The sequence below is a fragment of the Plantactinospora alkalitolerans genome, assembly GCF_015690345.1.
Taxonomy (GTDB): domain Bacteria; phylum Actinomycetota; class Actinomycetes; order Mycobacteriales; family Micromonosporaceae; genus Plantactinospora; species Plantactinospora alkalitolerans.
The window spans coordinates 1-11,882 of sequence record NZ_JADPUN010000304.1 but is presented as its reverse complement, the minus strand read 5'-3'; the positions used below and the strand labels follow the sequence as shown (position 1 = coordinate 11,882).

The 11,882-nt window shown below is 70.8% G+C and carries 12 protein-coding genes; 11 read left to right on the top strand and 1 reads right to left on the bottom strand.

Going from position 1 to position 11,882, the window contains the following annotated elements:
• The 6 genes from I0C86_RS34140 to I0C86_RS34115 all read left to right on the top strand — a co-directional run.
• Nucleotides 1-966 (top strand): THUMP-like domain-containing protein (locus I0C86_RS34140; RefSeq protein WP_196205433.1); only part of this gene is annotated, 966 nt, incomplete at its 5' end.
• A 9-nt stretch (nt 967-975) separates the two neighbouring features.
• Nucleotides 976-1,455: a Cys-tRNA(Pro) deacylase gene (gene ybaK / locus I0C86_RS34135; protein WP_196205432.1), complete on the top strand. Its 480-nt coding sequence runs from the start codon at nt 976-978 to the stop codon at nt 1,453-1,455.
• A gap of 296 nt (nt 1,456-1,751) precedes the next feature.
• Nucleotides 1,752-2,843 carry a sugar ABC transporter substrate-binding protein gene (locus tag I0C86_RS34130; RefSeq protein ID WP_196205431.1) on the top strand — a complete coding sequence of 364 codons (1,092 nt, stop codon included), beginning with the start codon at nt 1,752-1,754 and terminating at the stop codon, nt 2,841-2,843.
• A gap of 269 nt (nt 2,844-3,112) precedes the next feature.
• A complete protein-coding gene (locus I0C86_RS34125; RefSeq protein WP_196205430.1) occupies nt 3,113-3,943 on the top strand; it encodes an ATP-binding cassette domain-containing protein in 831 nt (276 codons plus the stop codon).
• Entirely contained in the window at nt 3,940-5,202 is a 1,263-nt protein-coding gene (locus I0C86_RS34120; RefSeq protein ID WP_196205429.1) for a sugar ABC transporter permease, read from the top strand. The genes I0C86_RS34125 and I0C86_RS34120 overlap by 4 nt, the downstream gene beginning before the upstream one ends.
• Before the next feature lie 8 nt (nt 5,203-5,210).
• Nucleotides 5,211-6,407, top strand: a complete 1,197-nt coding sequence (locus I0C86_RS34115) for an ROK family transcriptional regulator (RefSeq protein WP_196205428.1) — start codon at nt 5,211-5,213, stop codon at nt 6,405-6,407.
• 81 nt (nt 6,408-6,488) lie between these two features.
• Here the strand turns inward: I0C86_RS34115 and I0C86_RS34110 are convergent, their stop codons facing one another.
• The gene (locus I0C86_RS34110; RefSeq protein ID WP_323374012.1) at nt 6,489-7,655 is read right to left on the bottom strand and encodes an ROK family transcriptional regulator; all 1,167 of its coding nucleotides are present in this window, start codon (nt 7,653-7,655) and stop codon (nt 6,489-6,491) included.
• Nucleotides 7,656-7,856: 201 nt separating this feature from the next.
• On the opposite strand from I0C86_RS34110, the gene I0C86_RS34105 reads away from it, so the two are divergent.
• Genes I0C86_RS34105 through I0C86_RS34085 form a run of 5 tightly spaced genes read left to right on the top strand, consistent with a single transcriptional unit; the run spans nt 7,857 to nt 11,864 of the window.
• Nucleotides 7,857-8,585, top strand: a complete 729-nt coding sequence (locus tag I0C86_RS34105) for an amino acid ABC transporter ATP-binding protein (RefSeq protein WP_196205435.1) — start codon at nt 7,857-7,859, stop codon at nt 8,583-8,585.
• 19 nt (nt 8,586-8,604) lie between these two features.
• Nucleotides 8,605-9,579: a glutamate ABC transporter substrate-binding protein gene (locus tag I0C86_RS34100; protein ID WP_230395251.1), complete on the top strand. Its 975-nt coding sequence runs from the start codon at nt 8,605-8,607 to the stop codon at nt 9,577-9,579.
• A gap of 16 nt (nt 9,580-9,595) precedes the next feature.
• Nucleotides 9,596-10,240 carry an amino acid ABC transporter permease gene (locus I0C86_RS34095; RefSeq protein WP_196205427.1) on the top strand — a complete coding sequence of 215 codons (645 nt, stop codon included), beginning with the start codon at nt 9,596-9,598 and terminating at the stop codon, nt 10,238-10,240.
• Complete coding sequence (locus tag I0C86_RS34090) at nt 10,237-11,103, top strand: amino acid ABC transporter permease (protein ID WP_196205426.1); 867 nt, start codon at nt 10,237-10,239, stop codon at nt 11,101-11,103. The genes I0C86_RS34095 and I0C86_RS34090 overlap by 4 nt, the downstream gene beginning before the upstream one ends.
• Nucleotides 11,104-11,120: 17 nt before the next feature.
• Complete coding sequence (locus I0C86_RS34085; protein WP_196205425.1) at nt 11,121-11,864, top strand: copper homeostasis protein CutC; 744 nt, start codon at nt 11,121-11,123, stop codon at nt 11,862-11,864.
• Nucleotides 11,865-11,882 lie beyond the last annotated feature (18 nt).

The following is an 11,882-nucleotide window of genomic DNA, read 5'->3' as shown; positions in this document are numbered from 1 at the left end:
TCCGCACCCCGGCTGCGCGCGGCCGGGGTGCGGACGCTGGCCGATCTCGGTTGCGGCCTCGGCGCGGACGCGATCGCCGCCGCCCGCGCCGGCATCCGGGTGTACGGCGTGGAGGCCGACCCGGTCACCGCGGCGATGGCCGCCGCGAACGCCGGGGCGACCGGCGTGGCCGACCGGTTCACGGTCAGTTGCGGCGACGCCACCCGGTTCGACGTCGACGACGTTGGCGGTGGACCGGTCGACGCGGTGTTCTGCGATCCGGCGCGCCGTCGGGCCGGCACCGGCCGGCGGGTTTTCGACCCGGCCGCCTACTCCCCACCCTGGAGCTTCCTGCTCGGCCTCGCCGAGCGGATCCCCCGGACGGTGTTCAAGGTCGCCCCCGGGATCGACCACGCGCTGCTGCCGCCGGGCGCCGAGGGCGAGTGGGTGAGCGTCGGCGGCGACCTGGTCGAGGCGGCCGTCTGGTGCGGTCCGCTCGCCGCCGCGCCGCGCCGCGCCACCCTGCTGACCGGATCGGTCACGCACGAGCTGACCGGCACCGGCACCGTACGCGCTCCGGTCGGCCCCCTCCGGCGCTACCTGTACGACCCGGACGGCGCCGTGGTCCGGTCCCACCTGGTCGCCGAGTTCGCCGAGACGGTCGACGGCACCCTCGCCGACCCGGACATCGCCTACGTCTACGCCGACTCCCCCCGGCCGACCCCGTTCGCCCGCTGCCTGGAGATCGTCGACTCGCTCCCCTTCTCGCTCAAGCGGCTCCGCACCCTGCTGCGCGGGCTCGGCATCGGCCGGGTCGAGATCCTGAAACGCGGGTCGGCGCTGGAGCCGGAGCGGCTCCGTCGTGACCTGCGGCTGACCGGGTCCGAACCGATGAGCCTGGTGCTGACCCGGATCGCCGACGCACCCGTGGTGCTGCTCTGCCGGCCCGTACCACCGGCCGGCACGGGCGCGGCCGAGCGGCGATAGGGTGCGAGGGTGGCGGGCAGGGGAACACCGGCGACGGCGCTGTTGACCCGGCAGCGCGTTCCGCACACCCTGCACCCGTACGACGTCGCGCCGGAGACGCCCAACTACGGTGCCGAGGTGGCCGCGGCGCTCGGGGTGCCTCCGGAGCGGGTCTTCAAGTCGCTCGTCGCCGCCGTCGACGGTGTGCTGACCGTGGCGGTCGTGCCGGTCACCGGGGAGTTGGACCTCAAGACGCTGGCGACGGCGGTCGGTGGCAAGCGGGCGGCGCTGGCCGACCGGACCCTGGCCGAGCGGACCACCGGCTACGTGCGGGGTGGCATCAGCCCGCTGGGCCAGCGCAGGGCGCTGCCCACGGTGGTCGACGCCAGCGCCGAACGCTTTCCGACGATCTACGTCTCGGCCGGGCGCCGGGGTCTGCAACTCGAACTCGATCCGGCGGACCTGATCCGGCTCACCGCCGCCACCACCGCGCCGCTCGCCGCCTCCTGACCTCGGCCGCCGCGCCCCCCGTCGCCGGTCCTGGGCTCTTCATCCTGGTTCAAGGCATCGGTCCCGAACGATGGCGATGTATGTCCATCACGTTGCTGAATTGTTATCGGCGACAACAAACTCGTGTCCTCGGCGGCCTTGCCCCGTCGGCTCCGGGCGCAATACGTTGCCGGACACAACAAAAGTGTGGCGGACGGGTCGCCGCAGCCCACCAGGAACGCCAACCGACCCGTTCGGGTGTACCACCGCACCACCCCGATCCGAGACACCACACCCACCCCGAAAGGACCCGTGCAATGCGCAGAGGGATCCTCACCATCGCCGCCGTGAGCCTGCTGGCCACGGGCGGCCTCGCCGCGTGCGGCGAGGACGACGGCAGCGGCGGTGACACCGCGAAGACGCCGAAGATCGGCGTCATCCTTCCGGACAGCGCCTCCTCGGACCGTTGGGAGACCGCGGACCGCAAGTACCTGGAGGAGGCGTTCAAGGCCGCCGGCGTCGACTCCGTCATCCAGAACGCCCAGGGCGACAAGGCCCAGTTCCAGACCATCGCCGACCAGATGATGACCGACGGCGTCAACGTCCTCATGATCGTCAACCTGGACTCCGGCACCGGCAAGGCGGTGCTGGACAAGGCCAAGACCCAGGGCGTGCTCACCATCGACTACGACCGGCTCACGCTGGGCGGCTCCGCCGAGTACTACGTCAGCTTCGACAACGAGGCCGTCGGCAAGCTGCAGGGCGAGGGCCTGGTGAAGTGCCTGACCGAGAAGAACGCGCAGAAGCCGGTCATCGCCGAACTGAACGGCTCGGAGACCGACAACAACGCCACCCTGTTCAAGAACGGCTACGACGGGGTGCTCAAGGCCAAGTACGACTCCAAGGAGTACGTCAAGGGCCCGGACCAGTGGGTGCCCGGCTGGGACAACGCCCAGGCCGGCACCATCTTCGAGCAGATGCTGACCCAGCAGAACGGCAAGATCGACGGCGTGCTGGCCGCGAACGACGGCCTGGGCAACGCGGTGATCTCCATCCTCAAGAAGAACAAGCTCAACGGCAAGGTGCCGGTGACCGGCCAGGACGCGACCGTGCAGGGTCTGCAGAACATCCTCGCCGGTGACCAGTGCATGACCGTCTACAAGGCGATCAAGAAGGAGGCCGACGCGGCCGCCGAACTGGCGATCGCGCTGGCCAAGGGCGAGAAGAAGGCCACCGACAAGACGGTGAAGGACCCGGAGGGTGGCCGCGACGTTCCGTCGGTGCTGCTCGAACCGAAGCCGATCTACAAGGACAACGTGAAGGACGTCGTCACCGACGGCTTCATCACCAAGGACGCACTCTGCGGCGGAGCCTTCGCCGCGCTGTGCACCCAGGCCGGCGTGAGCTGACCCCGATCGACGCCTCGGCTCGGCCGGCCCCGCCGACGGCTCCGCCAGTGCGCCGCGACGCACCGACGGAGCCGCCCGGCAGCGCCGCCGGATGCGCCGCCCGGCACGGATCGCTCCGTGCCGGGCGGCGCACTCGCCCGCCGGCGCACCGGACCGGGCCGCGCAGTCGGACCACGATCGGAAATCCGGTCCTGGCACGTGATCGGACCTGCGATCGAACGCCCTCGATCGGCCCTCGCGATCGGACACCCGTGTAAAGGAGACCCACCGTGTCCGCCACACCCCTGCTGGAACTGCGCGGGATCGACAAGAGCTTCGGTCCCGTCCAGGTCCTCCGAAACGTCGACCTCACGGTCAACCCCGGCGAGGTGACGGCACTCGTCGGCGACAACGGCGCCGGCAAGTCCACCCTCGTCAAGTGCATCAGCGGGATCTACTCGTCCGACGGCGGAGAGGTCCTGTTCGACGGCCGGCCGGTACACATCGGCGGTCCCCGCGACGCCGCCGCGCTCGGCATCGAGGTGGTCTACCAGGACCTCGCGCTCTGCGACAACCTGGACATCGTGCAGAACATGTTCCTCGGCCGGGAGAAACGCAGCGGCCTCGTCCTGGACGAGCCGACCATGGAACAGATGGCCGCCGAGACCCTGGCCGGCCTCTCGGTCCGCACGGTGAAATCGCTGCGCCAGCACGTGTCCAGCCTCTCCGGCGGACAGCGGCAGACCGTGGCCATCGCCAAGGCGGTGCTCTGGAACAGCCGGGTCGTCATCCTCGACGAGCCGACCGCCGCACTGGGCGTGGCGCAGACCGCCCAGGTGCTGGAACTGGTCCGGCGGCTGGCCGACAACGGGCTGGCCGTGGTCCTCATCTCGCACAACATGAACGACGTCTTCGCCGTCTCCGACCAGATCGCCATGCTCTACCTGGGCCAGATGGTCGCCCAGCTCAAGACCAGCGACGTCACCCACGCCCAGGTGGTCGAACTGATCACCGCCGGACGCAGCGGCGGCCTCGGACTGGCCGGCGACAACGGCAACGGCAACGGGAAGCGCGACACCCAGACCACCGAGACGACAACGAGCGCAGGAGCCGACGCATGAGCGCCCCCACCACCGCCCCGGTGCAGCCGGTCGAGGTGCCGCCCCCGCCGGCGCCCACGGTCGGCAGCCACCTCCGGGACTACCTGGCCCGGGTCGGCGGCGGCGACATGGGCGCCCTGCCGGCCGTACTCGGCCTGATCGTGCTCTGCGCGGTCTTCGCCATCCTGCGGCCGAACTTCATGACCGAGGGCAACTTCGCCAACCTGTTCACCCAGGGCGCGGCGGTGATGCTGATCGCGATGGGCCTGGTCTTCGTCCTGCTCCTCGGCGAGATCGACCTCTCCGCCGGCTTCGCCAGCGGCGTCTGCGCCGCAGTGCTGGCCCAACTGGTCACCCTCAAGGGCTATCCCTGGTACGTCGCGGTCGCCGCGGCCCTGGTCACCGGTGTGGTGATCGGGCTCGTCATCGGCTTCCTGGTAGCGAAGATCGGCATTCCGTCCTTCGTGGTCACCCTCGCCGCGTTCCTCGCCTTCCAGGGCATCGTGCTGCTGCTGATCAAGGGTGGCACCAACGTCTCCGTCCGGGACGACGTACTGGTGGCGATCTCGAACCGGAACATGCCGCCGTGGCTGGGCTCGACACTGATGCTGCTCGGCGTCGCCGGCTACGCCGCCGTGCAACTGCTCCGGCACCGCAACCGCACCGCCCTCGGGCTGATCACCGAGCCGCTCGCCGTGGTGCTGATCCGGATCGTCAGCCTCACGCTGATCGCCGGCACCGCCGTCTCCATACTGAACCTGGAACGCAGCCGGAACCAGCTCGTCTCGCTCAAGGGCGTGCCGATCGTGGTGCCGATCATCGTCATCCTCCTGATCATCTGGACCTTCGTCCTCCAGCGCACCGCGTACGGCCGACACGTCTACGCGGTCGGCGGCAACCGGGAGGCGGCCCGCCGGGCCGGTATCAACGTGGACCGGATCCGCATCTCGGTCTTCGTGATCTGCTCCTTCATGGCCGCGATCGGCGGCATCGTGGCGGCCAGTCGGGCCTCCTCGGTCGACGCGAACACCGGCGGCAGCAAGGTCCTGCTCTACGCCGTCGGCGCGGCGGTGATCGGCGGCACCAGCCTCTTCGGCGGCAAGGGCCGGATCGTGGACGCGGTGCTCGGCGGTGCGGTGATCGCGGTCATCGACAACGGGATGGGGCTGCTCGGCCGGAGTTCCGGGTTCACCTTCGTGGTGACCGGACTGGTGCTGCTGCTCGCGGCCAGCGTCGACGCGCTGTCCCGGCGCCGGGCCGCCGCGACCGGTAATCGATAAGGGGCACCATGCGCGCGGGGCCGAGCCAGGAGGAGATTCGCCGGCAGAATCTCGGCGCGCTGCTGCGGTACGTACACATCCACGGCGCGACCTCCCGAGCGGAGTTGACCACCTCGCTCGGGCTGAACCGGAGCACCATCGGCGCGCTGACCGCCGAGCTCGCCGCGGCGGGACTGATCAGCGAGCGGGCACCCCGGGAAACCGGCCGGGCCGGACGACCGTCGCTGGTCGTCCGGCCCGAGTCGGCCCGGGTCTTCGCGTACGCGTACAGCATCGAGGTCGACCGGCTACGGGCCGCGCGGATCGGCCTCGGCGGTGTGGTGCTGGACCGGCGGCAGGCCGAACGCCCACCGGGCCTGCTGGCGGAGGACAGCCTTCCGCTGCTGGCCGGCTTCGCGAAGGACATGCACCAGTCGGTGGCCGACGGCTCGGTCTACGTCGGCAGCGGCATCGCGGTCTGCGGGCCGCTGCGCCGCCCGGACGGCGCGGTACACATCCGCCCGGACGGTGACCGGTCCGGCGGCGGGGAGGGGAACAAGTCGCTGGGCGAGTCCCTGGGCGAGATCCTTCCGTCGGAACGCCCGATCCTGGTCAGCAACGCCGCCGACGCGAGCGCGGTGGCCGAGCACGCCCGGGGGGCGGCCAACGGCTTCGACGACGTCATCTACCTGCACCGGGACGTCGGCATCGACGCCGGAATCATCGTCGGCGGGCGGCGGCTCACCGGTCAGGGCGGATACGCCGGCGAGGTCGGACACATGGTGGTGCACCCCGGCGGGCGGCCCTGCGACTGCGGCTCACACGGCTGTTGGGAGACCGAGATCGGCGAGTACGCGATGCTCCGGGCCGCCGGCCGGAACGACGCCGTCGGCCGGGAGGCCGCGCTGCGGCTGATCGACGCCGCCGCCCGGGGCGACGCCAAGGCGCAGGCCGCGATACGTCAGGTCGGCGACTGGCTCGGCTTCGGCGTCGCCAACCTGGTCAACATCTTCAACCCAGGGGTGGTCATCTTCGGCGGAACCCTCCGGGACGTCTACCTGGCCGCCGCGGCCCGGGTACGCAGCCGCCTCAACTCGCTGGCCCTGCCCGCCTCCCGCGAGCAGGTACGCCTGCGTACGCCCCAACTCGGCGAGGACGCCGCCCTGGTGGGCGCGGCCGAACTCGCCTTCGAACACCTCCTCGCCGACCCGCTCGACGCCGGCTGAGCGGTGTAAGGAAGGGCCCCCGCTTATCGTTTTCTGTAGAAGAAGGGTCCCCTCCTCACACCCCTCCTAACACCCTCAGCCTCAGAGCGGGTCGGCCACCCGGTCGATGACCAGTTGACCGGCGCCGAGGATGCCGACGTCGGCTCCGGTGCCGAGGCGTTCGATCAGCAGCGTCTGGGTGGCCAGCGGCAGGCAGCGCTCGTACAGCACCGACCGCACACTGGCCAGCAGCGGCTCGCAGTCGGCCAGCAGGCCGCCGATCGCGACCGCCTGGGGATTGAAGAAGTTGACCACGACGGCGAGGATCTCCCCGATCGACCGGCCGGCGGTACGGGCCAGCGCGGTGGCGTGGCGGTCGCCGTCGTCGATCAGGCGCATCACGTCGGGCAGACTCTGCACCGGCAGACCGCGCTCGCGTAGCGCGCCGACCAGGGCGGCCCCGCTGGCCACCGCCTCCAGGCAGCCGGTGTTGCCGCAACTGCACAGCGGTGCGGGGTCGGCGGTGAAGACCCGGCAGTGGCTGATGTCGCCCGCGGAGCCCTGCCCGCCCCGGTGCAGCCGACCGCCGGAGATCACCCCGGCGCCGATTCCGGTGCCGGCCTTCACGTAGACGGCGTGGTCGAGTTCCGGGTGCTGCCAGCGGTGCTCGCCCAGCGCCATCAGGTTGGCGTCGTTGTCGACCACCACCGGTACGTCGGTCCGGCCGGCCAAGAAGCCGACCACGTCGAAGCCGTTCCAGCCGGGCATCCGGGACGGCGAGACGATCCGGCCGGTGCTGTGCTGGACCGGCCCCGGAATGCCGACCCCGATTCCGCGCAGTACGGCTCCGGGCCCGGACGCGCCGCGCATCAGCCCGGTGACCTCGGTGAGCAGCGTGCCGAGCACCGACTCGGGGCCGTCCTCGATCCGTACCTCCAGGGACCGGGATTCGACCACCCGGCCGGCGAGGTCGAGCGTGCCGATCCGGGCGTGGCGGGCACCGAGGTCGACGGCGCCGATCACCACTGTGTCGACGGGCACTTCGAGTTGCCTGGGTCGCCGCCCGCCCCGGGACCTGCCGGCGCCGACCTCGCGGAGCAGCCCCCGCCCGATCAGTGTCTCGACGCGCTGGGAGACGGTCGATGGCGACAATCCGGACAGGCGGGCCAGATCCGCCCGGCTGGCCGCCGCTCCGGTGGCCACCAGTCGGAGCATTTCTCCGGCGTTCGCACCCCGTACGGCGGCCCCGGGCGCCTCGTCATCCGTCACGACAAGGTTCCTAGCATCCACGCTTCCTCCGGGCAAGCGGTTGACTTACTCGACGTGGGTACATTAGAAAGCCACTGTTACTCCAAGTAATCGAAAACTTAGTTCGGTTGTTGGAGAAAGTCCGAGGATTGGAGCAGGTAGCCCGCCATGACAGGGACCCCTTCCGCCGATCTTCGGGCGGCGGACCATCCGGCAGCGCCGATGGTGGCGGTACGAGGCCTCCAGAAGTGGTTCGGCACCAACCACGTCCTCCGGGACGTCGACCTGACGGTGGCGACCGGCGAGGTGGTGGTGGTGATCGGGCCCTCCGGCTCCGGCAAGTCCACCCTGTGCCGCTGCCTCAACCGCCTCGAGGTGGCCGGCGCGGGAAGCATCGAGATCGACGGCCGACCGCTGCCGGCCGAGGGGCGTGACCTGGCCCGGCTCCGGGCCGACGTCGGAATGGTCTTCCAGTCCTTCAACCTGTTCGGGCACCGGACCGTGCTGGAGAACGTCACGCTGGGCCCGACCAAGGTCCGCAAGGTCCCCCGGGCGCAGGCTCGGGCGGAGGCGCGCGTCCTGCTCGACCGGGTCGGCATCGCCGACAAGGCCGACGCGTACCCGGCGCAGCTCTCCGGCGGTCAGCAGCAGCGCGCCGCGATCGCCCGCGCCCTGGCGATGCGCCCGAAGGTGATGCTCTTCGACGAACCGACCTCGGCGCTCGACCCGGAGATGGTCAACGAGGTCCTCGACGTGATGGTGTCGCTCGCCGCCGACGGAATGACCATGATCGTGGTCACCCACGAGATGGGCTTCGCCCGCCGCGCCGCCGACCGGGTCGTCTTCATGGACGACGGCCGGATCGTCGAGTCGGCCGGACCGGAGGAGTTCTTCGCGGCGCCGCGCAGCGAACGGGCCAGGGACTTCCTCTCCAAGATCCTTCAGCACTGACGTTCCAGCGAGGAGTGACATGTCGATCCTGACCAAGAGGCTGCGGCCACGGCGGACGGTGGCCATCGCCGCCGCCTCGGTCGCGGTGGCGATGGCCGCCGCCGGCTGCGGCGGTGGCGGTTCGGGCACCCCCGGTACGCCGGGCGGGGCGGGCGTACCGGGTCTGGGCGGCACCGGCGTGGTGGACCAGGCGGTGTACGACGCCGCCCCGGTCGCCGCCGACGCCGACATCCCGGCCGGTTCCACCATGGAGAAGATCCGCCAACGGGGCAAACTGCTGGTCGGCGGCTCCCTGGACGCTCCGCTGCTGTCCCAGCAGGACCCGGTGAGCGGCAAGGTGGAGGGCTTCGACGCCAGCCTCGCCCGCCTGTTGGCGAAGTACATCATCGGCAGGCCCGAGGTCGAGACCGTGACCATCGGCACGCAGACCCGGGAGGCGCTGCTCCGCGCCAGGTCGGTCGACACGGTGTTCCAGACGTACACGATCACCCCGGAGCGGGCCACCCAGATCGCCTTCGCCGGCCCGTACCTGACCTCGGGGCTGGCCGTGGCGGTGAAGAAGGAGAACACCACCATCCACGGCGTGCAGGACCTCGCCGGCAGGAAGGTGGTCGTCGGAACGAACACCCCGGCGGTGACCGCGCTGCCGACCGCCGCGCCCGGTTCCGAGCAGGTGGCCTTCGCCACCGACCCGCAGGCCGTGCAGGCACTGCTCCAGGGCCGGGGCGAGGCGTACGTCCAGGACTTCACCCTGCTCGCCTCGAACGCCAAGGTGAACCCGGGGATGAAGGTGGTCGGCCAGCCGTTCACCACCGAGCCGTACGGCATCGGGCTGAACCGCGACGACGCCCAGTTCAAGGAGTTCGTCAACAACTGGCTGACGAAGATCCAGGCGGACGGCACCTGGGCCAGGGTGTGGCAGGCCACCCTCGGCACGGTGGTGGAGGGCGGCGCGCCCACCCCGCCGGCGATCGGGTCCGCACAGGGCTCCTGAGCAGCGTCCGACGGCGATGAACCCGTTCTCCGGATACCTCACCGAGTTGGGCCACGGGCTGGTCACGACGGTCGAACTGACCGTCGTGACCACCATCGCGGCGCTGCTGCTCGGCGTCGTGGTGGCCACCCTGCGGATCTGTCCCGTGCCGCTGCTGCGCACCGTCGGACTGGTCTACGTCGAGGTGCTGCAGAACCTGCCGCTGCTGGCCCTGCTCGTCCTGTTCGTCTTCGCGCTGCCGCAGCTCGGGATCACGTTCCCGCTGTTCACCTCCGCCGCCATCGTTATCGCGGCGTACGAGGGCGCGTACTTCGCGGAGGCGATCCGGGCCGGCATCAACACGGTCGGCGTCGGTCAGGCCGAGGCGGCCCGCGCGATCGGGCTGACCTTCAGCCAGTCGCTGCGGTACGTCATCCTGCCCCAGGCGTTCCGGGCGGTCATCCAGCCGATGGGCAACATCAGCATCGCGCTGCTGATGAACACCTCGCTGGCCGCCGCCGTCGGCGTGGTCGAGCTGACCCAGACGGCCAACAACGTCAACCTGGTCGAGGCCCAGCCGCTGCTCATCTTCACCGGCGCCGGGCTGGCGTACATGCTGCTCGCCCTGCTGATCGGGCTGGTCACCGGCCGGCTCGAACGCAGACTGGCGATCGTCCGATGAACGATCCGCAGCGGCTGCTCTTCGACGAGCCGGGACCGCGCGGGCGGCGCCGGATCCGGATCGCCACCGTGCTCGGCGTGCTGGCCATCGCCGCCGGGCTGGCCGTCGCGATCCACCAGTTCGCCGCGCACGGGGAGCTGGCCGCCGACCGGTGGCGTCCGTTCGGCACCTGGCCGATCTGGCGGTACCTGCTGATCGCGCTCTGGGCCACGCTCCGCGCCGCCGCGGTGACCACCGTACTCAGCGCCGTGCTCGGGCTGCTGCTGGCGCTCGGCCGGCTGTCCCGGCGCCGCAGCCTCCGACTGCTCGCCGGGGCGTACGTCGAGATCTTCCGGACCGTACCGGTGCTGCTGCTGATCTACGTGACGCTCTTCGCGCTGCCGGCGTACGGGCTGAACTTCTCGTTGTTCTGGAAACTGGTCGTACCGCTGGTGGTGGCGAACTCGGCCGCCTTCGCCGAGATCTTCCGGGCCGGAATCAGGGCACTGGACCGGGGTCAGGCGGAGGCCGGTCAGGCGATCGGGCTGCGCCCGGCCCAGGTGATGCGCCTGGTGGTACTCCCCCAGGCGCTGGTCAAGCTCGCCCCCTCGCTGGTCAGCCAGCTCGTCGGACTGCTCAAGGACACCTCGTTGGGCTTCGTGGTCAGCTTCACCGAGCTGCTCTACAGCGGCCAGGTGCTCGCCTCGTACACCCATCTGCTGATCCAGACCTACCTGGTGGTGGCCGTGCTCTACCTGGTGGTCAACGCGTCGCTGTCCAAGTTCGCCCGGGTGTTGCAGGCCCGGAACGGCCGGTTGTTCGGCCGGCGCCGCACACCGACGGCGCCACCACGACCCGATGACAGGGCGTTACCCACCCGATGACAGGAAAGAGAGACAGGATGACCAGGTTCGAGATCTGCATCGACAGCGTCGAGGGGGCCCTGGCCGCCGAACGGGCCGGTGCCGACCGGGTCGAACTCTGCTCGGCACTGTTCGACGGCGGGTTGACGCCGAGTATCGGCACGATCGAGGTGACCCTGCGGAGCGTGAGCCGGATCGGGGTACACGTCATCGTGCGACCCCGGGCCGGCGACTTCATCTACTCGCCACTCGAGATCGACGCGATGGTCCGGGACGTGCAGGCGGCCGTGACGGTCGGCGCGCACGGCATCGTGATCGGCGCGCTGACCCCGGAGGGTGACGTCGACGTACCGACCACCCGGCGGTTGATCGAGGCGGCCGACGGCGCGAGCATCACCTTCCACCGGGCCTTCGACATGGTCCGGCAGCCGTTCGAGGCGCTGGAGCAACTGATCGAGCTCGGGGTGGACCGGGTGCTCACCTCCGGGCAGGAGGACAGCGCGCTGGCCGGTGCCCCGCTCCTTGCCGACCTCGTCCGCAAGGCCGACGGCCGGATCGTGATCATGCCCGCCGGCGGGATCAACGAGCGCAACGTCGCCCGGGTCGTGGCGGCGACCGGCGCCGACGAGTTCCACTTCGCGGCGCTGGTCACGTCGGACGGTCCGGCGATCCACCGCAACCCGGTGCCGAGGATGGGCGGCGTGCTGAGCCGCTCGGAATACCAGCGCTCGGAGACCTCGCAGGAGCGGATCGGTCGGATCATCGGGACGGTACGGCCGTAGCGTCGGGGACGGGGGTGG